This window comes from Acinetobacter sp. AHP123 (assembly GCF_023757925.1).
Taxonomy (GTDB): domain Bacteria; phylum Pseudomonadota; class Gammaproteobacteria; order Pseudomonadales; family Moraxellaceae; genus Acinetobacter; species Acinetobacter oleivorans.
Genome location: NZ_CP092454.1, coordinates 2,710,047 through 2,735,081, shown reverse-complemented (window position 1 = coordinate 2,735,081; position 25,035 = coordinate 2,710,047). Strand labels below are relative to the sequence as shown.

Annotated in this window: 19 protein-coding genes and 6 pseudogenes; 8 read left to right on the top strand and 17 right to left on the bottom strand. The window is 36.1% G+C overall.

What is annotated here, in order from left to right; genetic code table 11:
- Window positions 1-197: 197 nt before the first annotated feature.
- The 6 genes and pseudogenes from MJX77_RS13030 to accC all read left to right on the top strand — a co-directional run.
- Window positions 198-557, top strand: a pseudogene (locus tag MJX77_RS13030) (aldolase/citrate lyase family protein); the annotation flags it as partial.
- 127 nt (window positions 558-684) lie between these two features.
- Window positions 685-2,922 carry a TonB-dependent receptor gene (locus tag MJX77_RS13025; protein ID WP_252059299.1) on the top strand — a complete coding sequence of 746 codons (2,238 nt, stop codon included), beginning with the start codon at window positions 685-687 and terminating at the stop codon, window positions 2,920-2,922.
- Window positions 2,923-3,131: 209 nt separating this feature from the next.
- Entirely contained in the window at window positions 3,132-4,457 is a 1,326-nt protein-coding gene (locus MJX77_RS13020; RefSeq protein WP_252059298.1) for a Y-family DNA polymerase, read from the top strand.
- A gap of 235 nt (window positions 4,458-4,692) precedes the next feature.
- Window positions 4,693-5,148, top strand: a complete 456-nt coding sequence (gene aroQ, locus MJX77_RS13015) for a type II 3-dehydroquinate dehydratase (protein ID WP_004791768.1) — start codon at window positions 4,693-4,695, stop codon at window positions 5,146-5,148.
- Window positions 5,149-5,165: 17 nt separating this feature from the next.
- Window positions 5,166-5,585, top strand: coding sequence for an acetyl-CoA carboxylase biotin carboxyl carrier protein (locus MJX77_RS13010; protein ID WP_004791766.1), 420 nt, complete (start codon window positions 5,166-5,168; stop codon window positions 5,583-5,585).
- A 17-nt stretch (window positions 5,586-5,602) separates the two neighbouring features.
- Window positions 5,603-6,973 carry an acetyl-CoA carboxylase biotin carboxylase subunit gene (gene accC, locus MJX77_RS13005; protein ID WP_004791764.1) on the top strand — a complete coding sequence of 457 codons (1,371 nt, stop codon included), beginning with the start codon at window positions 5,603-5,605 and terminating at the stop codon, window positions 6,971-6,973.
- 46 nt (window positions 6,974-7,019) lie between these two features.
- Here accC and MJX77_RS13000 read toward each other — a convergent pair whose 3' ends face one another.
- Both MJX77_RS13000 and MJX77_RS12995 read right to left on the bottom strand, forming a co-directional pair.
- The gene (locus MJX77_RS13000) at window positions 7,020-7,523 is read right to left on the bottom strand and encodes a hypothetical protein (protein ID WP_004791762.1); all 504 of its coding nucleotides are present in this window, start codon (window positions 7,521-7,523) and stop codon (window positions 7,020-7,022) included.
- Window positions 7,524-7,678: 155 nt separating this feature from the next.
- Window positions 7,679-8,842: an MFS transporter gene (locus tag MJX77_RS12995; RefSeq protein ID WP_252059297.1), complete on the bottom strand. Its 1,164-nt coding sequence runs from the start codon at window positions 8,840-8,842 to the stop codon at window positions 7,679-7,681.
- Between the two features lie 242 nt (window positions 8,843-9,084).
- On the opposite strand from MJX77_RS12995, the pseudogene MJX77_RS12990 reads away from it, so the two are divergent.
- Window positions 9,085-9,253 (top strand): annotated as a pseudogene (locus MJX77_RS12990) (SOS response-associated peptidase); the annotation flags it as partial.
- A gap of 115 nt (window positions 9,254-9,368) precedes the next feature.
- Here the strand turns inward: MJX77_RS12990 and MJX77_RS12985 are convergent.
- The 8 genes and pseudogenes from MJX77_RS12985 to MJX77_RS12950 all read right to left on the bottom strand — a co-directional run bounded on the left by MJX77_RS12985 (window position 9,369) and on the right by MJX77_RS12950 (window position 16,461).
- On the bottom strand, window positions 9,369-9,785 hold the full coding sequence (locus tag MJX77_RS12985; protein ID WP_252059296.1) for a hypothetical protein: 417 nt from the start codon (window positions 9,783-9,785) through the stop codon (window positions 9,369-9,371).
- 486 nt (window positions 9,786-10,271) lie between these two features.
- Window positions 10,272-10,475, bottom strand: coding sequence for a hypothetical protein (locus MJX77_RS12980; protein WP_252059295.1), 204 nt, complete (start codon window positions 10,473-10,475; stop codon window positions 10,272-10,274).
- A 12-nt stretch (window positions 10,476-10,487) separates the two neighbouring features.
- Window positions 10,488-11,186 (bottom strand): hypothetical protein, encoded by a 699-nt coding sequence (locus MJX77_RS12975; protein WP_252059294.1) that lies wholly within the window; start codon window positions 11,184-11,186, stop codon window positions 10,488-10,490.
- Window positions 11,187-11,664: 478 nt separating this feature from the next.
- Window positions 11,665-12,210 (bottom strand): glycoside hydrolase family 108 protein, encoded by a 546-nt coding sequence (locus MJX77_RS12970; protein ID WP_252059293.1) that lies wholly within the window; start codon window positions 12,208-12,210, stop codon window positions 11,665-11,667.
- 93 nt (window positions 12,211-12,303) lie between these two features.
- Window positions 12,304-12,578, bottom strand: a pseudogene (locus MJX77_RS12965) (hypothetical protein); the annotation flags it as partial.
- 167 nt (window positions 12,579-12,745) lie between these two features.
- Complete coding sequence (locus tag MJX77_RS12960; protein WP_252059292.1) at window positions 12,746-13,558, bottom strand: hypothetical protein; 813 nt, start codon at window positions 13,556-13,558, stop codon at window positions 12,746-12,748.
- A 239-nt stretch (window positions 13,559-13,797) separates the two neighbouring features.
- Window positions 13,798-16,045: pseudogene (locus MJX77_RS12955) on the bottom strand (phage tail protein).
- A pseudogene (locus MJX77_RS12950) lies at window positions 16,045-16,461 on the bottom strand (C40 family peptidase). Before MJX77_RS12950 ends, MJX77_RS12955 begins: the two co-directional pseudogenes overlap by 1 nt.
- Before the next feature lie 317 nt (window positions 16,462-16,778).
- On the opposite strand from MJX77_RS12950, the gene MJX77_RS12945 reads away from it, so the two are divergent.
- Window positions 16,779-17,891, top strand: coding sequence for an acyltransferase family protein (locus MJX77_RS12945; protein ID WP_252059291.1), 1,113 nt, complete (start codon window positions 16,779-16,781; stop codon window positions 17,889-17,891).
- Here the strand turns inward: MJX77_RS12945 and MJX77_RS12940 are convergent.
- The 7 genes and pseudogenes from MJX77_RS12940 to MJX77_RS12910 all read right to left on the bottom strand — a co-directional run bounded on the left by MJX77_RS12940 (window position 17,880) and on the right by MJX77_RS12910 (window position 24,793).
- Window positions 17,880-18,164: a hypothetical protein gene (locus MJX77_RS12940; protein WP_252059290.1), complete on the bottom strand. Its 285-nt coding sequence runs from the start codon at window positions 18,162-18,164 to the stop codon at window positions 17,880-17,882. The genes MJX77_RS12945 and MJX77_RS12940 overlap by 12 nt on opposite strands.
- Before the next feature lie 89 nt (window positions 18,165-18,253).
- Window positions 18,254-18,507, bottom strand: a pseudogene (locus tag MJX77_RS12935) (helix-turn-helix domain-containing protein); the annotation flags it as partial.
- 538 nt (window positions 18,508-19,045) lie between these two features.
- Complete coding sequence (locus MJX77_RS12930) at window positions 19,046-20,071, bottom strand: Csu type fimbrial protein (RefSeq protein ID WP_252059289.1); 1,026 nt, start codon at window positions 20,069-20,071, stop codon at window positions 19,046-19,048.
- Window positions 20,062-22,470 carry a fimbria/pilus outer membrane usher protein gene (locus MJX77_RS12925; RefSeq protein ID WP_252061334.1) on the bottom strand — a complete coding sequence of 803 codons (2,409 nt, stop codon included), beginning with the start codon at window positions 22,468-22,470 and terminating at the stop codon, window positions 20,062-20,064. The genes MJX77_RS12930 and MJX77_RS12925 overlap by 10 nt, the downstream gene beginning before the upstream one ends.
- Before the next feature lie 40 nt (window positions 22,471-22,510).
- Window positions 22,511-23,218 carry a fimbrial biogenesis chaperone gene (locus MJX77_RS12920; RefSeq protein WP_013197450.1) on the bottom strand — a complete coding sequence of 236 codons (708 nt, stop codon included), beginning with the start codon at window positions 23,216-23,218 and terminating at the stop codon, window positions 22,511-22,513.
- Window positions 23,219-23,301: 83 nt separating this feature from the next.
- Window positions 23,302-23,829: a Csu type fimbrial protein gene (locus tag MJX77_RS12915; protein WP_033847363.1), complete on the bottom strand. Its 528-nt coding sequence runs from the start codon at window positions 23,827-23,829 to the stop codon at window positions 23,302-23,304.
- Between the two features lie 532 nt (window positions 23,830-24,361).
- Window positions 24,362-24,793 carry a hypothetical protein gene (locus tag MJX77_RS12910; RefSeq protein ID WP_252059288.1) on the bottom strand — a complete coding sequence of 144 codons (432 nt, stop codon included), beginning with the start codon at window positions 24,791-24,793 and terminating at the stop codon, window positions 24,362-24,364.
- Window positions 24,794-25,035 lie beyond the last annotated feature (242 nt).

The following is a 25,035-nucleotide window of genomic DNA, read 5'->3' as shown; positions in this document are numbered from 1 at the left end:
TTTTTACACAGTAAAATCAATTCAAACCACTCAAACTAAAAAATTCAACCTTGAATTTCCCAACATACTGATTAATATAAAATTGAATCAGATAAATTTATCTTAATTAAATGTGATATAAATCTCAGTTATTTTATGATTTTTAACAAAATAAACAGAAACTTAGCCTCCTCAATGCTTTCTTCTTGTTCCTGAATAAAGCTAACCACCTAGTTTTACCTCTGCTCGATGCAGGTGTAACGGGCATTGTGTTTCCGCGCATTGAAAATGCTCAACAAGCAAAAGAAGCCGTGCCCTATTGTCACTATATGCCGCTTGGGCAAAGAGGATTCAATTCGACAAGGTTAAATCGATATGGCATTGACGATTTAGCTAGTTTTGTTCAACACACAGTAAACAAAACGGTTGTCGTTGCTATGATTGAAAGCTTAGAAGGACTAGAACAACTTGATGAAATTTTAAAAGTCGAAGGCATCGATATTATTGAAGGTGCTGCTACCCTTTTTCAGTCGATGGGAATGTCGTGGCAAAGCAGCCATTCAAAGGTCAAAGAGAAAGACACCCATTCCCTAATTCATTGAATAAATTTCAAATATATTATTTTTAAGCAATTAATAATATTGTTAATTACAATGATTCTTATTTATAATTCGCTCAATTTAAAATCACTCTCAGGGCGAGATAATGGGACATAAGATAAAAAGTAATAAACTTTTTACAAGAAAGTCTGAAGTTAAAAATATTATTCCACTTCTTTCACTTGGCGGAGCCATTTTCCTTTCAAACTCAGCATTTGCAGCTTCACCTGCTGAAACTACAGAAACAGAAAAGAAACCAGAAGCACTCCCTACAATTACAATTACTGCTTCACGTGCAGATGAACTCTCTACCTCTGCCAAACAAGTCACCAAGTTAGATGAAAAACAAATTGAACTTTTAAGAAATGGTTCATCTGGAAGTATCGCGACTGTTTTAGCGAAAGCCGTACCAGGCCTATCGGACTCAAGCCGAACTATTACCGATTATGGTCAAACCTTACGTGGTCGTAATGCCCTCATCTTGGTCGATGGCGTGCCAATGAACCTTACTCGCGATACATCACGCGGACTTTCAGCAATTGATCCTGAAAGTATTGCGAACATTGAAGTGATTCGCGGCAGTAACGCAATTTATGGCGGTGGTGCTGCGGGTGGAATTATTTCAATTACCACAAAAGCTGCGGGTGGTGAACCTACAGCAAAAACCGTTATTGGACTACAAACGCCTTTAACGAATTTCCGTTCTGATGCTTTAGGCGGAGATATTCACCAATATTTCACAGGCAGCTTTAACGCCTTTGATTATGCATTCGATTTTGGTTATCAACGTATTGGTAGCCCATACGATGCAAGTGGTGACCGTGTTGCACCTGAACCAAGTCAGGGCGACCTTTACGACTCAAATGGTTATAGCATAGGCGGTAAGCTGAGTTACCATATTGATGACAATCAATATCTACAATTTGCTGCAAACTACTATAATGCAGAGCAAGACTCAGATTATGCATCTGACCCAAGTGTTAAAAAAGCTCCAGCTGGTACAGTGCCAGCCAAAGCAATTAAAGGATTAAAGCTTAAAGACCAAAATAAAAATGAAAACCAGATCTACAATTTGACCTATACCAATAAAGACTTATTAGGTAATAAGGTAGATGCTCAAATTTATTACCGCGACTTCTTTACCCGTTTTTCACCATTTGATGCAAAAAACAATCCGAATCGAGGTGGACAGGTAGACCAAGTTTATCAAGAGAATAACGTACTCGGTAGCCGCTTAACTGTAACCACACCACTTGAGTTTTTAGGCGATACATCATTGGTTTGGGGTGGTGATTTCAGCCTCGAAAAAAGCGAAATGCCTTTAGATATTTTTGATCGTGACATTTATGAGCAATCTGGTGGCCTAGAGTTTGTAAAAACTGGCAAGCTTACTTATTTACCTGAACTCACCACTCAAAGTGTTGGTAGTTTTATACAGTTAAAACACCGTTTTAATGACCAATGGTCAGCTGAAGCGGGTACACGTTATGAAGACAGCTATGCACAAATTGATAGCTTTATTCCATTATCGCAATTAGGCGAACCCGATCCTTACACAGTTCCAGGCGGAAAAGTGAAAGCCGATGCATGGTTATACAATGCTAATGTGACTTTCTCACCTAATGATCAAAACTCAATCTATGCATCGTTTAACCAAGGTTTCCAGCTGCCTGATGTCGGTGTAGTCATTCGCAATGCCAGCACAAATTTCAACCTTGGTTCGTCATTCTTAGAGCCTGTAAAAGTTGATAACTATGAGTTGGGCTGGAAAGGAAACTTCAATAATTTCTCTTCAAGCTTAGCAGTCTTCCACTCTACTTCTGACTTAGGCGGCGTTCAATCCTTTGGTAACGGATTAATTCTTACTAGAACCAAAGAAAAAGTTACTGGTGTGGAAGCAACTTTTGACTATCTTGACGATGCCAGTGTTTGGGGAACTGGTGGTAGTGTTACGTGGATGAAAGGTCGCGAAAAACCGCAAGATGGTGCTGAACAAGACATGACAGGCTTCCGTATTCCACCATTAAAACTCACAGGTTATATTTCTTACAGCCCAACTGAGACCTGGACCAACCGTCTACAAGCCACTTACTTCGGTTCAGAAGATTATCGCTTAAATGATGCCACTATCTCTGGTCGTGCCGATGTAAAAACTTATACAACAGCAGATCTAATCAGTAGTTTTGCGCTTAACAAAAAAGACACTGTGACAATTGGTTTAGAGAACATGTTTAACCGCAAGTACTATCCTCTCTATAGCCAATTACTAAGATCTGGTAATAACACCAGCCACTTAGTCGCAAATGGCGCAACGCTTAAAGTGACTTATAGTCACAAGTGGTAATCAAAACTAACATAGAGTGATTCACAAAAAAGGAGATCAGCGCGATCTCCTTTTTTTATTAAAAAATAAAGTTTTATTTTCTTTGCTTTATTAGTAAAAGCCGGCTGTCGGAACTCCCCTAGCTTTCCACTAGAAATTTTGTTAACTTGATTTTGTTACATATTCAAAACCATGTGGTTTTACCAACATTTTTAATGGGGCAAGTCAGAATGGACATCTCACACCGCGAAATTTACGCGCTTGTAGACATCAATAACTGTTATGTCAGTTGTGAGCGACTATTTGACCCCAAACTTATTGGCGTGCCAGTTGTCGTGCTTTCCAATAATGATGGATGTGTTGTATCACGCAGTGAAGAAGCAAAAAACATGGGGATAAAGATGGCAATCCCATGGTACCAAATTGAAGAAGAAGCTCTCCAAGCAGGCGTACATGTCTATTCAAGTAACTACACTTTATATGCTGAGATGTCTCGTCGCTTTTTTTCGGTTTTAGGTGAATTCTTCTCACCCGATGATTTAGAAGCTTATTCTATTGATGAATGCTTTATCCGTTTAACCCCTTATCTTCAATCTCTAGATATCCATTCTCATTGTGCCAAAGCAGTAGAAACACTAGAAAAATGGTTAAGCTTACCTTGCTGTATTGGCATCGGATATTCAAAAACTCAGGCCAAGTTAGCCAATCACTATGCTAAAAAAATTAAAAGCTTTAATAGAATTTGTAATTTCACTACTTTAGATCCCCTACTGCTTGAAGACCTCATGCAACAAACTTCTGTCAAAGAAGTGTGGGGAATTGGCTATCAATTGGTCAAACAATTACGAAGCTATGAAATTTATTCATGCCTAGACTTAACTTTTGCCAATGAACACCGTCTAGCAAAAGCTTTCTCTGTGGTTATGGCACGTACTATTCGTGAGCTAAAAGGCCAATCCTGCATCCAACTTGATGATCCTGCTATCTTAACAAAACGAATTTTAGCATCACGAAGTTTCGCTCAAGCTTTATCCAGTATTGAGATTATTAAACAAGCGCTTATCTTTCATCTCAATCGTGCTCACCGACGCTTAATGAAACAGGAACAGCTGTGTGCCTGTATTCAAGTCATGCTTTATGAAAAAACAGATAAACCACCTTATAAAAAAGCATCATCTCAAGCGATAGGTTTAACGTATGCAACAGATGATCTATGCATATTAACTAAAGCAGCAATGCAACAAATTGATGTTTTATATAAAGAAAATAAAAAATATATTAAGATTGGAGTCTTATTTTGTGGTTTGCATGCCCGTCAACATCACATTGATGACTTATGGCAACCTCTTGAGTTGATTCAGCAAAGACAACAACTCATGAAAACCCTAAGTACAGTTCGTAATCGATTCGGCAGTCACTATCTACAAGTCGGTTATCATTCCCGTAGTCCATCTTGGCATATGAAACAATGTCACCGTTCAAAAAACTATCTAACTCGTTGGAATGAGCTACTTGTAATTGGAGAAAATTCTACAGCCGTTACACAAAATACATGAACTGTTTTTGTCAATTCAGTTTAAAATGAGCTTCATTAAATTACCTGAAATTTTGTCATTTTTTAACATTGCTAAATCATCGCAAAATTTACAATATATAAGCCGAATTTGGTATACCCTTTCTGCGACAATTAAAACAAATTATAAAAAAATTGTAGAAACATATGCCATAATAAGCAAACTTTGCAGACATCTTGCAAAGAATATTTGCAACTTTAGAGCTGGAGCAATCTGAATGAGTTCGACCATTTTGGTGATTCATGGACCGAATTTGAATTTGCTGGGAAAACGCGAACCAGAAGTATATGGTCATCTTACCTTAGGTGATATTAACCAACAACTCGTTATCCAAGCTCAAAACGCATCAATTACATTAGATACTTTTCAAAGCAATTGGGAAGGTGCCATTGTTGACCGTATTCATCAGGCACAAACCGAAGGCGTAAAACTTATTATTATTAATCCTGCGGCCCTTACCCATACTTCCGTTGCTCTACGCGATGCCCTACTCGGCGTTGCCATTCCATTTATTGAAGTACATTTGTCGAATGTCCATGCAAGAGAAGCATTTAGACATCATTCATATTTATCCGATAAAGCAATTGGCGTGATCTGTGGTCTTGGTGCAAAAGGTTATAGTTTTGCACTCGATTACGCTATTGAAAAAATTCAACCATCTAACCCAAACTAGTTTAGGAATAGTCGCCCATGGATATCCGCAAAATTAAGAAACTCATCGATTTAATGATTGAGTCTGACTTGCAAGCGATTGAAGTTAAAGAAGGTGATCAATCAATCGCTTTAACTCGCCGTAGTCCAGTCGTTGCTGCGGCTGGTGTAGCACTTCCGGCAGCTCCTGTTGCAGCAGCACCAGTTGCAAAAACACCACGCGGAGCAGTTGAAACTTCTCCAATGGTTGGCGTGTTCTACGCTGCTCCAAGCCCAGGCGAAGCACCATTTGTTAAAGTAGGTCAAACTGTATCTGCTGGTGAAACTTTGGGTATTATTGAAGCAATGAAAATCATGAACCCAATTGAAGCAACTCAAAGTGGCGTGGTTGAAGAAATTTTAGTGAAAAATGGCGATGTAATCCAATTCGGTCAACCTTTATTCCGTTATCGCGCGTAATTACCTCGGGGACGTCTATGTTGCAAAAAGTTTTAATTGCAAACCGTGGTGAAATCGCTTTACGAATTACCCGGGCTTGCAAAACATTAGGAATCAAGACTGTTGGTATCTATTCAGATGCCGATAAAGACTTGATGCATTTACGTTTTGTTGATGAAGCAGTATGTATTGGTCCCGGTGCAAGTAGTGATAGCTATTTAAATATCCCGGCAATTATTACTGCTGCAGAAATTACCGGTGCCGATGCTATTCATCCCGGCTACGGTTTTCTTTCAGAAAATGCTGAATTTGCTGAAATTGTAGAAAGTTCAGGTTTTACTTTTATTGGTCCACGTCCAGAACACATTCGCCTTATGGGGAACAAAGTTTCTGCGATTGTTGCCATGAAAAAAGCTGGTGTACCTACTGTACCTGGTTGTGACCATGCTGTAACCATCCACAATGCCCTTGCAGAAGCTAAAGAAATCGGTTTCCCGCTTATTGTTAAAGCGGCATCTGGTGGCGGTGGACGCGGTATGCGTATTGTTGAGCGTGTAGATACACTACTTGAATCAGTTCAAGCAGCTCAGCGCGATGCAGAAATGTGGTTTGGTGACGATACCGTTTACATGGAACGCTTCTTACAGAAACCTCGCCATGTTGAAGTGCAAGTTCTTGGTGATGGTAATGGCCATGCGATTCATTTATATGACCGCGACTGTTCATTACAACGTCGTCACCAAAAAGTATTAGAAGAAGCACCAGCTCCAAATCTACCAGAGCAAGCTCGAGCTGATATCTTAGAAGCATGTGTTCATGCATGTCAGTTAATGCAATATCGTGGCGCTGGTACATTTGAATTTCTATTTGAAGATGGTGAATTCTTCTTTATCGAAATGAACACTCGTGTTCAGGTAGAGCACCCTGTTACTGAAATGGTTACTGGTGTTGATATTATTGAACAACAGTTACGTATTGCAGGCGGACTAGGACTAGAGCTTCAACAAGAAGACATCAAAGTTAATGGTCATGCAATCGAATGTCGTATCAATGCTGAAGATCCAACAACTTTCTTACCTTCACCAGGTAAAATCGAAAGTTTCTATGCGCCAGGCGGTGCTGGTATTCGTTTAGATTCTCATATCTACCCAGAATATAGCATTCCACCTTACTATGACTCTATGATTGCTAAATTGATTTCTCATGGTAAAGACCGTGAAACATCACTTGCACGTATGCGTCAAGCGCTAGATGAAATGATCCTTACAGGAATTAAAACTAACATTCCTCTGCATAAAGATCTCATTTTGCAAGATAAGAGCTTCTGTTCTCAAGCAATGGACATCCATTACCTTGAAAAGCACTTGTTAAAGCAATTGGAAGAAAAGAAGAAAGCTGAAACTGCATAATAAAAAAGCCTCTTATACGTAAGAGGCTTTTTTTATATCTATTACGTTATGGTAGGACTCTACGTAAAGTCGCAAAACACTGCTCACCCTTAGCGGTTGAACAGAAGTTGATAGTATGGTCATTTTTCCACTGTACAAAATACTGAGAAACATCACCTGTTTGATCTTGTTTCTGACCTGAACAATCTACTTTATTATTATCAAATTTAATTTGCATCACTAAAGCAGCTAACTGTTCTTTAGGGTCATCAGATGGTTGATATTCATATAAGCCGTATGACCATTCTTGGCCACTTTTGATCACTACATCATTACTACTACGGAAGTTATAATATTCCACACATTTCTTATTATTTGGAATTTCCATTCCCCATAATCCCATAATTTCAGGACGCGTAACAATACGTATAGCATTAGGATTACTTGCAGTCCGAACGGGTTGTTCGGCTGGCTGTTGAGTAGCCGTTTCTGCCACAGCTAAACCAGAACAAGCCCACAATAATCCAATAATATAAATATTTTTCATAGATTTATTAATCATTAAACGCATGAAGTTAAGTTAGCATATTTTTTGACAAAATCACTGCTCCATAACCATATAAAAACAATATTTTTCAACTGTAACGTGCTACAACAAGTCATCAAACAATTTTATATTTACTTGCTTTTTTCAATATAAATTCTTTGTTTTATATTATCTCAAGCTTAGGCAGCTGAAGAATCGACTTGTTTCGGAAGCCACATTACAAAGCACAAACCTAAGAGTACAACCACGCTGGCACACATAAAAATGAGTTCACCAGAAAGAATTTTCCAGAAATGCCCAGCCAGAACACTACCAAAAGCTACACCCAGCCCCCACATGGTACTGTAAAGAGCTTGTCCACGCCCTTGCTGTCCAGCAGAAAAGTTTTGAAAAATAACTCTCATTGCAATTAAGTGAAATAAACCAAAACTAAAAGCATGCAAACACTGTGCAAAAAGCTGCCCAACAAAGTAATGTGAAAATAGTGCAACCAGCATCCAACGTATGCTCGTCACTAGCAAACACACAACGACTAAGATACGCCACGAAAAACGTTGAAAAATCTTTGAGGCAATTGAAAACATAAAAATTTCTGCAAAAACCCCCATCGCCCACAAAAATCCAATTTCAGTCGTACTGAAATTCAAAGATTTCAGAAAGTTACTATAAAAACTATAAAAAGGTGCATGTGAAAAAAGCAAAATAAATTCAATTGTGAAAAATGCAGCTACTGTCGGGCGCTTTAATACAGGAAGTAAAGGCTCTAACTTTTTCTGTGAGGTAGGTGCACCATCCGGTTCTCGAATGGTAAAAGACCAAATAAATGCTAATGAAGCAATAATTAATAATAAAATTGGAAGCATCGAAATGGGTACTATTTCCAGAAGTGCACCAATAACAAAAACACCGACAATAAATCCAACAGATCCCCACTTACGAATTTTGCCATAAAGTTTAGCTTTTTGATCACCCAACCAAAATAAAGTAACCCCTTCAAATTGAGCTAAAATAGCATTTTGGAAGAAGCTAAAAATAAGCATGAGTAAAGCTATGGATTGAAACGTATTTGGCACTATAAAAATAGCCAACCATATACATGATTCCATCCAAGTTGCTAGCCGCACTAACAGCATTCGCTTACCAGATTTGTCGGCAACCCATCCCCATACTAAAGGCGCAAAAAAACGAGTTACAATCGCAATTGATGATAAAACACCAATTTCTTGATAATTAAACCCTTGATCTTGAAGATATAAATTCCAATAAGGCATGAACGTACCCACAATGGAATAGTAGAAAAAGTAGAATCCGCCGAGTCTGGTTTGGATTGTAAGTGGTTGCATTAAGTTGCTTTATCTTGCATTTTCAAATAGTTAATCATAATTAAAGTTGCATCTATTTGTACTGATATGATGTGTTTTGCACTTCACTAGTCTACAAATTTAATTTCCAATCAATTAAAAAAAAACTGTAGACTGCATGTTTTTTAAGCAGAAACTACTCATTTTACTGATCTGCGCAATTCTATCATTTTGGTTAGAACAAAATAATTTATTATTGAAGAAAAAATAAAGAAGTGTCTGCTATATGCGCCAACTACGAATCAATAAGTAAATACCGACTACACCTATTAGATTTGTTTAAACCTACTTACGATTACATTGCCAATGTCCACCCTAGCTAGGTTGCCCTCTTATTTTTTCTATGAATGGAAAAATGAATAGTGGCAATTTACGCTCGGTATGATTCCACCCTTGCTTTAATATCTGTAGGAAAAATTTATAAGACAGTTTGTATAAATGGCCAAGTTAAGGTGAGCTCGTCACCTTAACTTTTTTCTACATTCTTTATTATGGTCTAAGTTGAGAATCAGTGTTTAATTCCATCTTTTTGGGGTTGACTTGGTGAACTACCAAAAGCAGGCCACTCTAGTTCCAATTCTGCTAATTCTTTACTGTAATTTTGGCTTAATAAGTGTGTGTCTGGATCGCTTTTATCTCTTAATTCACGAGAGTAGGCTTCTGATACTCTTGTCTTTCGCCAAAACCACTTAGCACGCTCCTCGAATCTAAAAGTATTATTAATTAACAACATTAAGCCAGGTAATGCTGCTAATATAACAGTTAATATTTTATCCTTACCTAATGCAATTATTAATGAACCTCCAAAACTGCTTACAATGGATATTGTAAATACAATGTGCGCAAGAATATAATTTATCTTCGCCCATTTAATTGTATTTTTAATTGAGTTGGATAGTTCCTTTTGAAATGTAATATCGTCCATCTTAATAGTCCTTTTATTATTTTAAAAACTAATGTACAGCAATTTATTATAATATTTTTTCGGAAAATTTTTCAAAAAATTATTTTTTTATGAAATCTTTTTTACAATTAACTTTCTAACTTTTATGTTAACGTAAAATTTAGGGTTTAATCATACAATTCCATGGATTAATTCAGCAATAAAAATATCAGAGCTATATGGCTTAAATACAGATATAAAATCTTATGAAATATAGCAAATCAATATATCAAAATTTAGTAAAAAATTTATAAATGAGTCAATTTCATAAGCCTGAAGATGACGTTGACTCATTTAGAGAAGGATCTATGAGGAAATTAGATCTTCAACTGGTAACTAACTATAAAAAAGAATTGGTTTCAGTCCTCTCTTTTCGCAATTGTTGTACTGCCTCAATAATCTAGACACTGTTTTTAACAGCATGTTTTAACCCACTATATAATTGTTACATTACAATCATTTAGGATATTAATTACCAATAATGAACTTCACGTCATTACGATTTTCTGTAGAGGTCGCTCCATGTTCAGTTTTTAAAGTAATGGTTGTTGCATTCCAATTCTCAACAATGGCAACAACGGTATAGGTATCCTTAATAAGCCAATAGAGAAAGTTTTTAGGAGGAGTTGACATAAATTGTAACTGCTCATCAGTTAATGGTATCGTTTTCATTTAACTAATCCTCTAATTTTTATGAGCTTCTTGCTGCTTTTGTTTATATTCACCTAAACATTTTTCTTCTTTTTTCGATTCATCTCCTTCTGCTTTTTTCATACATTCATAGTACTGTTTTGTTAATATCCAATTCGCAGCATCTGATAATTCTATCTGATTATTTTTGAGAATTTCAGGTCTTAAAAAAGATTGGGCCACTAATTGATTTGTCTCAGCAGTCTTTATTTCTTTATCTGCAATTTTATCTACAACCTTTAGTAGCTCTATAAACATTGGTGCTTGTTCGGCGTATGTCCCGTTGGCTGAACTTAAACACATTTGGGACATAACATCCCTACCTAATAAGACTGAAGATGATCTACCATTGAGTTGTAAGATACTGGTGTTTGAATTGACACCTCCTTCAGCTGCTGATTGTTGTTTAATTACAGTGCTGTCTGCTACATTAAAACTAGCTTTACCACTGGCCCCATAAGCATCGGCTCTTGCAGTATCTGGCATAGTTTGATCACAATGGTATCTTTTACCATCGAATCCTATAACTGTTCTAGCTAAGCGTACTTCTGATGGAAGAGCTATAGTGAATTCCTCTTTCTGATTTGAATTCGGGATAACAATTGCTCTTTTCTGAGACACTAAATTTGTGGAACATCCCGATAGTATGAAAACGCAAAATAAATAAGACGTACAATTTTTAAGTTTCATCATTTTAGTTCCATCCTTTATAAGTAATAGGCGTGTATTTTTTAATACCCATCACCTCCTTGGTTTAGTTTTATAAAATTATTTTTTATTTTACCAATTAAATTTCAAACCCAATTTAATATTAGAAATAAACTATAAAATTTACTTTGTAAATAATAATCTGCAAATTAACAAAATCTTTTAAATAAAAAATAATTTTAACAATTGGCAAATTTATCAATTGTTAAAATAAAAAAATTTTAAACAATTAAATTAACATCTTACAAATATACAATTACTTTAAATTTTAATTAACCAGCAAAATAATAAAAATTATTTTTTATTAGACTCTATATAGATAATTTAGAATTAATTAATAATTAGATCTTATATTTAATTAACTTAAATAAATTAGGAGTAATTTAGATTTTAACAAAGAATACAAGATATTTAATATTAGCTATGTATTCTAAAAACAGAATGCACAGCAAAACCAGAACCTTTATTGTGAAACGCGATTAGCAATCCAGCCATAGAAAAACTGCTCTTGGCTAGGACTTCGCTCACAGATTTCAATGTAGCGTTGGCCTTGCATAATATTTAGCACTCGCACCAAGACTTTCTCACCTTCTTTCCCACATTTGGCCAAATAAATTTTTAAAGCATTTAAAGTAGCTGGTCCATAAACTCCATCAATCACAAGATCTGGAAAACCTGCTTTACCTTGGTTATTCAGCAAATTCAAAGTACGTTGTAAAAGTGGCTTTGCAAATCCGGTACCACAGTTCACACCAGTATCTAAAAGCTCTTCAGCCACTACCGAGCTAATTGTATTCACTTGGTCAAAACGCGGAGTAGTCCAATAGTTTTTGCGATAAATTGCTTTGGCCATATCAAGCGGTAAATCTTTCATGTTGCCTTTAAATCCGTTTGAACGTGCTACTACTTCAGTTATGCCGTATTTAGTTGCACCACCCCGATCGGCTGGGTTATTTACATACCCACCTTCGCGTTTAATCAATTCATCAAGATATTGTTCAATGTTCATTTCAGTTTCCTTTAAATGTAAAAAACCGTCTTTCGGCGACATTAACTGTTTTTGATATCCCTTTTGACTTTCTAAACTTCTTTGATTACTTCACGGAATACCACAAATGAAGAAGAAGCCACCTAAAGTAATCATCCCCCAAATATCTGTAATCCATTCATGAAGCCCCACTTCACGATAATGAATGAGCTACCAGCAAGGCTTGATACACCTGTACAAATCAGACCTATGGACCATTCTTGAGGTGAGCGTGGCATACGTGTCATTAATACAACTGCTGCAACTAATGCGGCTGCTAAAGTCACCATAATTGCTGATCCATAAAATTTTAAAATTGCAGTTAAACCGCTAGTGGAAACTGGCTCTATTTATATCTCCAGAAAACAAGAAAAACCGCTATAAAGCGGTAGTCTTTCATTATCCAATCATCATTTGGCAACAATAAAAAAGCACCCGGTTTGGGTACATTACGAAACTTCTATAAAGTTAATTCTAGCGATAAAGCTAAGTTCATCACGTTTATATCCAATCTTATTTAGAGGGTTTCATGCAAAAATTCTTCCTTTATTGTAATTTTAGTTACAGAAACAAAAGATTTAGAAGCTATACTAAAAAGTAATTTATGACCAAGTTTTTCATTTAATCGCTTTGTAAAAACTTCAATGAAATTTAAATCAATTCTTTCTATATCTATAATATATTCAAGCCAAGCCTCTTTCGGTAAAAAATATTTTTCTCTACTCGTAAAGTTAAAAATATAATTTGGCCTACAAGAAAAATCTGTACCCATTAATATACAACCATTCATATCAATTGAAGCTGTAAATCCACCTAAATGTTTTAAATACCTTTTTATAACTTTACATTCATTTTCATTGATTACAAATTCATCTAAATATTTACTACTGTCCCCAGTAGAGACAAGAAACTTATCATCATAGAGATGAATAATATTATGTATGTGATAAACTCCATGATCATCTTTATAGGGATCATAGATTTTCATTATACCATTGTTTTTAAATACAATTCTTGCTCCAGGCAGTCCATACTCTACATAAATTTTAAAATCTTCATTCAAAACCCAGCTTCTTGAAACAATTTTTTCACCGCTAATTTCTAGTATTATAAATTTTGAAGTTCTCACTTCATCTAAATTCCTGACATAATTTTTTGACTTTTTGGCTTTATATCTTATAAAACAGTAAGTACCCCAGATAAACTCCAGAACTCTTTTTTCACGTACTATCCCAAAAATTACTTGAAGTACAAAAAGGTTTATGCCAAAAAATTTAACTTTATTACTTGGATTTAATATACCCTTATTTTCGTAAGCAATATTCTTCAAAATCAACCCTCTAATCTATTAAAATTATTTACCATCAACATTAAAAAAAATTATTTTATTTCCTATTACAATGATGTTTTAAATTTAAGTTATTTTTCATTATAGAAAAAAGGATTAGAAGATCAACAAAATTCAATAAATTATCTATTTTAAAAGTTTAAAAAACTATCGTTTATTCTACTTCTTATTATTATAAAATTTACAGAGCACCCGTTTGGGTACTCTGTAAATAATTTAAATTAACCTTCAGAAGTACTTTGAATAATCTGATTTGTATAGTTCCAGTCTGTGTTTTCCCACACATCACGTACAGCGACACGAATATAATATGGAGTTGTTGGTTGTAAGCCTCCAAAAGTAGTTGTTAAATCTGTACCGGTCCACGTAGGTGGTATTTGTGTGTTGGATCAGGTACTTCACTAGGCACCTAATTCACAGTAATAGAATCTTTGGTAGCAGCTGTATAAACATTATAACCATCTGCACCGGTTGAGCTTTGCCATTGGACTTTGAACGTGGTACCCACAAACGGCGATTGAAGTGACAAGCCTTTAACACCCGCAGGACGTCCACCAGATAATGTATAGCTATACGCTGTTACCTCATCCAATGTCTGTTCTTTTCGCTCCAATCCATTAAAGCTAGTGAACTTTAAGAAGATCTGTTTACCTACTAGACTTTCATTATATGGATATTCAAAAATAGCCCGATCAAGGCGTACAAAAGGCTCACCAGCGTTATGAATCTGTGCATCATCAAAACGTCCACGCAGAACATCACTTAAGGTATAAAGACCAGATCCGTTTAAAGTGGCCACTTGATAATTAAAATACTCATCACCAATTTTACAAAGGGTTTGATCTGCTTGAGCATCTTTTAATGTGCCGCTGAAGATTCGACTTGCTGTATTTAGCTCAACCTGTAAAGCGGTATCATCTGCATCAATGGCCGTTACAAGTTGCCCATATCGTGCGACTCCATAAATTGTGCCGATCATTTCATAAGTCGTATTGTCCAGACTGGCCCAAACATTACAGCCGCCCCAATTGATCCCACCTGACACCGCAACCCATACTTGATTCTTGCCATCAGTTAAATCTAATGGAGGCTCAAAGATAGCTGGAGCATTCACATTACCTGGTTCTTCATTGCCGCCTTGATAACCATTAGAAGCTTGTGAATCATATTCAATAGCGGATCTTGAGCCTACAGCCAATTCTTCAGCTGTGATAGTTAATTCACCGAACTCATCTTCCTCAATACGTGTGATACGTACAGGAAATTGATTTAGGCCCAAAGCTTCATCAGTAATGGTGACAATGTCCATTGGCTCTAAACGACAGTACTTCCAGCCCAAAGAAAATTCATATTCATTACGCACATACAGCAATCGTTGTAAACGAAGTTGTACAGCGTGACGGGCTATTTTGGGCTCACAAAAGTAATGGCTTTCTACTGGATCCTCGGTACGTAGGCCAAACATCTCAATGTTTGCTTGGTCCTTGGCCTCAGTCGTTTCTGTGTTGTATTGGTTGTAGCGATTGATATATTCAACCTGTACATGATTATAAGCATCAGTATCACGGCTGCGGCGAACACGTACTGGCTCATCATCACTAATGAAATCATCATCAGTTAAGTGGTAAACAGGGGTGAGATCTGGAGTAAAAGTAACGCCGTTGCCAGTAATTGCAGAATCGCCAAAAGAACGGATCTTTAATCCGTCTGGGCTTGGTACCACAGCACAATTTACAGCTTCGACAATCTCATTGATTGTTTCATATGCAGGGCGTTGTTCTGTGAATGCTGGACTAATTAAAAGATTTGCTGCACGGCAATAAGTGCGAAACTCTTCTAAATCTGCCATGTTTAAATTGGGTGATGCGCCGTGCCGAGGATGTGTAATAAAGTCTTCAATTACATCTGCGGGATTAGCATCATCAATAGTTTCAGACAATGTAATGGTGCTAATCACTTCAAAGTTATGATTTGAAAGACTTGCATTATTTCCCATCTCATAATTGGCACATGCAACATATCCTAAAAATGGATAGTTAATTGCCTGATCCGGATGCTTTGAAACTAGCCAGCCCCATGGCGGGTTATTATTCCCATCGTATAATTCAAACTTTAACTGATCGATTGGATCTAACGTAATAGATCCCTCCAGCTTTGGTATGTACTGTTCTTTATCAACCCAAATCAGGCCAATCTTTTTAATCTGATTCTCGCATAACCCAAGCATCAGAGAGGCGCTATAACTAATGTCGTATTACTAGTCTTGGTACTCCCTCCCTTGCCACCTGATTTCTCAACCGTAGTATGTGGCGTTCCTAGAAAATCACCATACCAAAACATGTTGGCAGCAACTCGGGTTTTGCCATATACCAAAGGCTGGCAAAGCCCATACGCTGACTGCTGAATACGCATAGAATTAATACGGGTATCAGTAGTACTAATCGTGGTATCGCCAAATAATCCACCCATTATTTTTTCAGCCTCTTCATACGAAAAAACCCGGCAATTCGCTGGGCTAAACTTCCTTTGGTTCCATCCTGAATAATCACTCCCTAATGGAGATAAATGTGAATGACCTGAGGCCATTCGATGACAATTGCACCATGACTAATGCATTTGCCAAATTGATATAAAACAATGTCACCCGGTTGTGGCGGTCCTTCTACTGGTTCACATACACCTAAGATGAGTTCTAAATAACGTTGCTCCATCTGATGCAAATGCCAGTCTGGTGGATATGGCCGCGGATCTAAATGATCCATAAGGTCTACTTTTTCATAGACTTCACAAATCAAAGTACCGCAGTCTACCCCAACACCCTTAACACGGCCTTGATGATGGTAAGGTGTGCCCAACCAAGTAAGAGCTTCTTGTACTGCTTCAATATTTCATATAGACCCATAAAAACAAAAAGCCCACAAATATGAGCTCAAACCTGAAAATTATCTATATTAAATTGAATATTTAATATCCATATAAATTAATATAAAATACTTTATAAATAAGTATATTTACCACCATTAAAACACCAGTTAAATAAAATAAAAATTTATCTCGCAACACAGAAAACTACAATTTCAGAGAACGCTTCCATAATAATTAATATTAGAAAATAATTTTACCAAACATAAATTAAAATAATAGAAATTAAAGCTTTTATCTGCTAGCTTTATCAAAATTTTAACTTTCAATCATAAAACTTATGGACAAGCTACATTCAGCCGAAAGTATACGCGGCCTTGCCTGTATAGCAGTTGTTTTCTCACACTTGCTGGGTACTTTCTATCCTCAATTACATAGTTTTTATGAATCAAAGCTACCAAAATTCGAGCTAGCGGAAACTATTTATAATTCTCCCTTTGCTTTTTTGTACTCTGGCACAGGGGCTGTTTTCATTTTCTTTGTTTTGAGCGGTTATGTTTTAACGTTATCTTCATTAAAGAACACAGACTACAAAAAGCGATTTTTTATATCTATAACAAAGAGATATCCTCGCTTAGCTATACCAGCATTGTTTTCTTGCTTACTTATGTTTTTAGTGCTTCAGATCAACGTTGATGTTTCAAGAATCGCTGAAGCAATGCAAAGAATCAAGATTGAGCCTAATTTTTTTGACGCACTTTATAATGGATCCATTGGCGCCTTTTTATTTGGTGACCAAAGATACAATCGCGCGCTTTGGACAATGCGAATAGAATTATTCGGTTCTATTATCATATATTTAGCATGTTTACTACAATACAGACCTATATTTAGACATCTGTTCCTTTTATTAATTACATTAATCTCTATCATCGTTCTACCAGAGCTAATGATGTTAGGTTTTCTTAGCTTCATAATTGGACATTACTTTTACTTTATTCAAAAACATATTCCTGAAGCCTTAAGCATTTTGATTTTTATTTTTGGTCTTTATCTCTGTGGCGCACATAACACTAGCACTAGCTATTCTTTCTTTAGTAATTTTTTAGGTGAAAAAACTTATGACTACTTAAACTTCACAGGTGGAGTTTTAGTAGTATTTTCTGTTTTAAAATCAAAAATAATAGATGATATTTTAGATAAAAAGCCCCTTATTTGGCTAGGTAAAGTATCTTTTGCAATTTACTTAATCCATCTTTCAATAATCTATATTGTATGTATTCCTATATTTAACTACCTTCTTGATAATGGGTACTCTTTTGTTTACTCATCATTGATCTCAAGCTCAATAACATTCTTCGTAATTTTATTTTTCTCTCACTATTACAGCAAATATATAGATGATTTAGCGATAAACACATCTAATAAATTAGCGAAATTGTTAGTTAAATAAAACATAAGATTTGAATGGAGCTGCACCCACTGTCAAAGCGGATGAGCCACCGATATAGAAGAACTCATCTGATACAAGTGGTTTAAGAGTAGCTGCTGCAATACTAATAGACCAGACGAGATTAAGTTGAGGTACATTAAATTTTGCAATCTTATTTACAGTATCAACTGTAAGACATGCAAAGTTCCAATCACCCAAACTTACATTTGCAAGTGCAACAGGAATATTGCTAGAGAATAGATTACCAGTAGTTGCAATAAGAATCGGTCTCAACCCATGTACACCAGTACCAAGAGCTCACTATCTAAGAGCGCTACGTTGACATGGTAGAGGTCTGTCATGCTGCCCCCTACGGCTGCAAAAAACTGGCTTGCGAACTCAAGATGTTGTGAAAGCTTCTGTGCGAAGGTATGAATCTGTTTGTCGTTCAACTGATACGGTGCGCCTGGCGAGCACCGAACTGACACCCCTGAATTTCGGAAACTTGTTTTTTCACGTGTTTGGTATTTGCCACATACGTTGATTAACTAATCTACGAAGTGGTAATGCATGGTTCATCACAAAGATTCTTTACGGCGTTGTAGAGTTCAAACACTCGCAATTCCCGATCGAACCAAAGTAGTTGGAACAAGTTGTAAACCTTAGTAGTTTCAATACGTTAAAATTCGAGATAATTGTATATTCAAAACATCCCACCCCCACAATTTTAACATTTTGTTTTCCAATACAAATAATTAAATTATTAATAACCGGTTTCGCCTTTAAAAGCTTTTTTTATTGATAAGAAAGACTAAATGAATATAAGACAACTGTAATTTAATTTGTACAATCTGTTAACTTGTGTAAAAATACATTTAATATTCATAAGGTATTTATTCATCAGATGTTTTTTCTTATTTTTTTAATTTGTCTTTTTCTATTTTTACTTATTCTAAAACAACATTATCGTTGATCACCGTTTCACGTCTATCTTATCTTTAAAAGTTTTCCCCCTTCTTCAAATTAGAACAATTAAAAATCAAATTTATAGCTAGTACTATCTAGAGCTAGGTGTTCAAATCAATTCTGGCTTAAATATCAAATTTAAAACTCATGACTATTCACATGAGTAACTCAATATAAAAACAGACTCAATATCAATTTCCAACAGATTATTAATAAGTTACTGTAACAACTATCGTATCTGAGTAATTACCAGGTGTCGTTGAAATAGCTGTACCCTGCGGAATTTTTCCATAGACATTTGTACTTTGAGCAGTGCCTGAGCCTGTTTTAGAAACACCTCCAGAACCCCCAACCGTGGTTACACCACCTGTAGTGTCCCATACCGTACCATAATTTGAGTCCTGATATAGCTGATAAGGAATATATTGGTTACTACCATTTGTCATACGTCTAAAGCCGCCAGCAATACGGTTAATTCCATCACCCAAGTAAATACTATATAAGGTTCCATTGTTACACGTCGTATTCACTGCACCTTGCGCAGTATAATCACGACTCGTCGTACCAATATCATTGATATTGCCAAAATCTACATTTGATGTGGAATCTAATTGGCACAAACTCGGTACAACATAATTAGCAGTGATAGTCGCATTGCCTGAGTCCCATCCTCCACCACTATTTCCTTCACAGACAGTACTAGAGCTTGCTTGCATATCCCAAAAAAGCTGAACCGTACCCGTATATGTCCCTTTAGGATAGGCAATAAGAGACCCTGGGCGTGCTGGGACTTTTACATTTACTGAGTAGCTAACAACATTATTTGAAGCGACTGTTCTCACTGGCCCATACCAAACATTTGAGGTCTGATTTGTGGTGGAAGACCCAGCCCCACCTACAGTTGCCGTGACGGTGTAAGGTAATGAAACGTTATTATTGGTATTTGTGGTTCCCGTAAATACCGTTTTCATACACATATAACCTGAAATTTCAGGAGTAACACGCCCACCAAAACAACTAATCGTGCCAGAAAAATTGATGTTTGCATCACTATTAATTGTTGCGGCAGTATATGGAGAAGTGCCAGAAGTTGTTCCAGTAACTATGCAATTTGCATGGGCTGAGTTAAAAATTGCAAAACTCAGGCATAGTAAACTAAATCCTAAAAAATATTTCAGAACAAATGCGAAAGCTTTAAAGATTGCCAACTGGTTGTAGCTAGTAGTTATCGACATATATAAGGCCCCAATTTTTTAGCACTGTATTGCTTATTTTCATACGCAAAATTAACTTGGCATGAGCCATGATCCAGAAGATCGACTTCAAGCTGGTTTTGCTTTAATAGGTTTGGAATAAATACTTCACCGTCGTAGCCAACTACACCATTTTGTTGCCCATTAATTCGAACCGTATAACCCGGTAATAAAGGTGAATTGTTAGCATCAACAAGTTTCACTAATCCTGAAATGACCTGATGAGCGCCGAAGTCAATAAGACCACCTTGGCGATAACCTACAAATGCTGTTTGGTTAGTGGATTTAACATCCCACTCTAAAGGTAAATATGATGGATCTAGATAGATATGATGAAGCTGATAGGGTCTTAAATTTGCAATTAAGAATCGCCCGGTTCCATCAGTTACTCCTAAATTTACCCCGCCATTTATAATCTGGCTTTGTGGCCCAGCATTGGTTACAACAGCGTAACCATCTCCAATTTCATTGGCCGCAAAAATTCGCCCTGCTGCCGCAACCAATGATCCTGTCGCTGAAAGTGCAACTTGGTCGTTATCCCCAATTCGGTTGTATCGACCTGTCAGGTAAGCTGCCCGAGCACGGTAAGAAGCATAAACCGATGCATTGTTTTGATTCGCATCTTGATCGCGCTCAACATAGCCTCCCCATCCAAATGCACCGATTTGTGGATCACTAAATCCGTTTATTTCTTGTCTATAGGTTGTTTTACCACTTTCATTAGAAATACTTGTAATCGCATTGACTCGGCTAGACGGTGTGTAACGCAGCGCAAAGTAAATGCCATAGTCTTTTTGGTTTTCATAATCTTTATACGCTGATGCATAAAAGCCCCAGTTTTTGTTCAGGCTTCCGCTTAAATTGGCAGATACTAATTTATTAGCATTGTCGCTATATTTGATCTGGTTATAGCCCAAATAAACGCCATAGCCTGCATAAAAATTATAGTTAATTCCTGCCCTAAAAATCTCATCTGCCAGCGCACTGTAGCTTAAATAATTTTTGGGTCCATCATCGGATTGATTATCTTTTAAATATCGAACTTGAGACACACGGGCAAGGTCAAAGTAGTTATCAAATACTTTTCGGTAACTGGTATTAAACGAAATATTTTTACTAATACGCCCTTCTAAACCGACTAGAGCAGAATAACCGTTTTCATCTTTATACTGACTCGCTGCGATGTCAGCATTGATTACTCCAAAACCAAACAAGTTCTTGGCAAAACCCGTGCCGAGGTTCGATAAACCATCTGTTGAAGCCTCTGCACCACCACTTAAGGTTAGTGAGTTGCTGTAGCCATATCGAATCGCACCCGAAGCAAAAGTGGCATTATCATAATCGTTTGAAAACAGTCCATAGTTATAGCGTGGAACCCCGACATCTACTGAGAATTCATTAATACCTTTTGCCAGAATTTTTGATGAAAAATAGTAAGCCTGTTTGGTAATGCTCTGCTGACCCGTTGCATCAGTAGTCACAAGAGTGACTTCATTACCTGAAATAAACGGGAGTTGTTTAATATCAAATGGACCTGAAGGCACCAGTCCTGAATAAATCTTTTGCTGGTTAACGTATAAATCTAGTGTTGAAGGAAGTGCTGCTGAACCCGAAAATTGCGGTAGTGCCGAGGTAACAAGATCACCTCGTTGAGTGTAGGCACTTGACCACTGGAAACCTGCCAGACGTACACTACTACCCCAGTCAGAACTATTGGAAATAAAGTCCCCTAAGGTATATATCCTGATCTTTTCTGGGTCTACGTATTGCCACTTACTCTCTAAGCGCACCCATTTTTCATGGCTATAACTCGTTTCATTACTACCGTTGTATAAAACGCCTGAAGAAAAGTTACCAATTGCGCTGTTAAAGATCCCTTCTGCCGAACCTGAGAAAACATTCTCGTCATTGGTTATAGTGTTATACAAACTGTAGTTCAGAATAGCCGCGTTTAAAGGCTTCATTTTCAGCAAATGAGGACTAGTAATCTGCTGACCATTTAAGTCAACTGAATAATCCATCAACATGTTCGACGGAACTTGTAAATTTAGAGCCTGTTCATTCTCTAGATATTTAAAACGGATTCCTTTTAGTTCATCAATACACACCCATTGGATATCAGGAGTCTGCTCATCCATTTTCACCCTTAAAACTTTCAAGTCACGAGAACGGATATACAGCTTTCTATCTTGATCTTGGCGCACCGAGATCAAATCTGTTGAAATACTCGAATTAATAGAAATCTTTAAGAAAAGCTGTGTATACGCCTTATCAGAGATGAAAATCTGATGAGAAGAGTTTGTAACTTCCGGAATACTTGGTAAAGCAGCATTGGTGCTATCTTGCAATGATTCAGCAAAAGCATGAATCGGCAAGTACATAACACATAAGGCACTTACGAGATATTTCATGTGTGCCTCTTTAAAGAGATGTTTGCTTACCGTTAATATTCAATGAAATATTATATTTATGATCCGTTTGAAATTTAAAATCAGGGCTAATATTAAAATTTCTTGCTTTACCAGCAAGAATATAACCATTCACCGTATTTACTTTAATGGCATAGCTTTTATTCGCTGTTGTATCAACAAGCGTTAAATTGCTTAAAAGTGCATGTCGATTTCCAACATTATTAATTATAAGAGAGGAATTATTTTGCTCTTGTTGTATTGACCAAGTAAGTTTAGTAATTGCATCTTTATTGACTACAAATAAAGGCAATGACGAACGTAGTAGTACATTAACTCCCTGGTCCACTTTACGGTTATCAATCGGTTTTGGTAGTTCATCAATAATTATACGATAGGTTTGCTCACCAGAAACTGGTACTGGATTAATTCTAACTACACGTAAGTTATAAGAATCATTAGGTTGTAATTTTAAAAATGGTGGACTAACCGCGATCTCATCTGTAGGTATTAATTGATCTTGCCCAGCATTTTGGCGCCATTCAAATACACGTACCTGCAAATCACTACTTTCATTTGACTGGTTATATAAACTAATTGAAGAAGCCGATTGATCGCTTAATATTTCAACACTTACAGGCGAAAGACGAATTGATGCAGCATTCAGCATACTAGGCAAAAATAACAATAAACTTGTAGTAACAAAGATATTTTTTCTCATGATTTGCCCAGAACGACTTTTCTCAAATTAGGCTAGCTCTCTAAATCAAGAGCTAGCAATGACACAATAAAACTTATTAAAAATTAGTAAGTCACTGTTACTGTTACTGTGTCAACATAGCTACCAGCACTCGGTAAAGTTGAGCCAGCAGGAATACGACCATAGACGTTAACTGTTTGTGGCGCACCAGTACCTGTACCGCTATAAGCAGTTGTTGCAATACCAATTGCTGTTGCACGGTTAGTGTCAGAGAAAAGGTTGTAAGGAATATATTCGTTGCTAGTTGCACCACCAATCATACGACGTTGAGTCGTTTGAGCATTTTTGCCGGCATCGAAAGCCAAAGTCCATGGCACAGTGTTGTTACATAAAACTTTAATTGCAGTACCACCTGTCGTTGTGGTGTCTGCGTCTACGTTGCTCGCAAGAGAACTTAAAGTACCAAAATCTAAAACTGCGTTAGCTGTTGTACCTGTAGCTGAAGTATTCAATACACAGCTATTTGTAATAGTTGCTTTAACAGTCAAAGTACCTGTTGCAGTTGCAGCATTTGCCGCATTGATAGACATTAAACCCAAAGTAATTACTGATAAAATGAGAGACTTTTTCATGGTTAAAAACCTTTTTACATTACGCCAATAAAATTAATAGATGTAAAAACTAGCCTTCCCCATCACAATCACTAGCTTTTCTGATTGTTTTTTCAAAGCGTTATTTTTTTACTCTACTTACGGCGCATAATACAAAAAAACAACAAAAACACTAACATAACTTTCATTCTAAATATCAATTAATAATTCAACTTCTGATGAATTTCTCAATTATAAAAATTTTTACGGTTTATCACGCTTTTTATATCGATTTTCGATACTTTTATCTAACTTTTGTTAGTTTTACTAAAAAAAGTATAGATTTTCATTAGTTAAAGTTTACCATCACCTTTAGTATTCTATGTTTTTTTAATTTTTGGTAAAAAAATAATGAATAAAAATTAAGCTACTGATTATTCTATATATTTTAAATGAATAAGAAGAGAATATTTTATGAATAAGAAATCTAAGTAACTTATAGATACTTCTAGGATTTTTTAAGAATTTTCAGTACTTACATAACTTCCCTCTACAAAAAGAAGTTCGTATTAGCTTAACTATTTCTAAAAATTAAATGAAAAATCAAGCCAATAAAACCACCTCCCATAGCAAAACCCAACTGTATATAAGCTTTACCATACCAAGCTAACTCTCTGAATTGATAATCTGCATTTTGCGACCCCATTACTAAAATATTTTTAATGTCCCAACTATGGAATCCTTTAGGTCTTTCTGCAAAAAAATCTAGAATAGGTGTAAACCCCAAAACAAAAAAAACACCCAGTAAGGGATAAACGATAAATCCAGGAAAGATAGGATTATTCTTCCTTTCCATAGAGTCGAATATTAAAGTTGCAGCAACTAATATACTTTGTACTAGAGCGACTTTTTTAAAAGTATCTAGATCAAAGCCGAGATAGAACATTAAAGTTAAGAAAAAAACCTCTGTGAGAAAAACGGAGCAGATTAATAATTTCCAATTCATTTCAGTCCTTAAATGATTTTTTAGAATCTTATATAGTTGTAGTAATGTGTATTAAAAAAATATTTCAATTTATTTATATTAGCAAAAAATAATTAAATAGCACAACATTAATTAAATCAAAAAATATACGAATAAAAAAGTTATTATTAATTAAATCTAAAGCTAAAGCTAATTAATACACATCCCTTTTAATGGAAATACTTAATAGAAATATTCTTTATTACAGCTAAAAATTTATAAAA

Coding starts and splice junctions, on each gene's coding strand:
- MJX77_RS12995 (WP_252059297.1), bottom strand. CDS start 8,842: ATGCAACCACTTACAATCCAAACCAGACTCGGCGGATTCTACTTTTTC.
- MJX77_RS12945 (WP_252059291.1), top strand. CDS start 16,779: ATGGACAAGCTACATTCAGCCGAAAGTATACGCGGCCTTGCCTGTATA.
- MJX77_RS13010 (WP_004791766.1), top strand. CDS start 5,166: ATGGATATCCGCAAAATTAAGAAACTCATCGATTTAATGATTGAGTCT.
- MJX77_RS12980 (WP_252059295.1), bottom strand. CDS start 10,475: ATGAAAACGATACCATTAACTGATGAGCAGTTACAATTTATGTCAACT.
- MJX77_RS12985 (WP_252059296.1), bottom strand. CDS start 9,785: ATGGACGATATTACATTTCAAAAGGAACTATCCAACTCAATTAAAAAT.
- MJX77_RS12970 (WP_252059293.1), bottom strand. CDS start 12,210: ATGAACATTGAACAATATCTTGATGAATTGATTAAACGCGAAGGTGGG.
- MJX77_RS13000 (WP_004791762.1), bottom strand. CDS start 7,523: ATGCGTTTAATGATTAATAAATCTATGAAAAATATTTATATTATTGGA.
- MJX77_RS13025 (WP_252059299.1), top strand. CDS start 685: ATGGGACATAAGATAAAAAGTAATAAACTTTTTACAAGAAAGTCTGAA.
- accC (WP_004791764.1), top strand. CDS start 5,603: ATGTTGCAAAAAGTTTTAATTGCAAACCGTGGTGAAATCGCTTTACGA.
- MJX77_RS13020 (WP_252059298.1), top strand. CDS start 3,132: ATGGACATCTCACACCGCGAAATTTACGCGCTTGTAGACATCAATAAC.
- MJX77_RS12975 (WP_252059294.1), bottom strand. CDS start 11,186: ATGATGAAACTTAAAAATTGTACGTCTTATTTATTTTGCGTTTTCATA.
- MJX77_RS12915 (WP_033847363.1), bottom strand. CDS start 23,829: ATGAAAAAGTCTCTCATTTTATCAGTAATTACTTTGGGTTTAATGTCT.
- MJX77_RS12910 (WP_252059288.1), bottom strand. CDS start 24,793: ATGAATTGGAAATTATTAATCTGCTCCGTTTTTCTCACAGAGGTTTTT.
- MJX77_RS12925 (WP_252061334.1), bottom strand. CDS start 22,470: ATGTACTTGCCGATTCATGCTTTTGCTGAATCATTGCAAGATAGCACC.
- MJX77_RS12920 (WP_013197450.1), bottom strand. CDS start 23,218: ATGAGAAAAAATATCTTTGTTACTACAAGTTTATTGTTATTTTTGCCT.
- MJX77_RS12930 (WP_252059289.1), bottom strand. CDS start 20,071: ATGTCGATAACTACTAGCTACAACCAGTTGGCAATCTTTAAAGCTTTC.
- aroQ (WP_004791768.1), top strand. CDS start 4,693: ATGAGTTCGACCATTTTGGTGATTCATGGACCGAATTTGAATTTGCTG.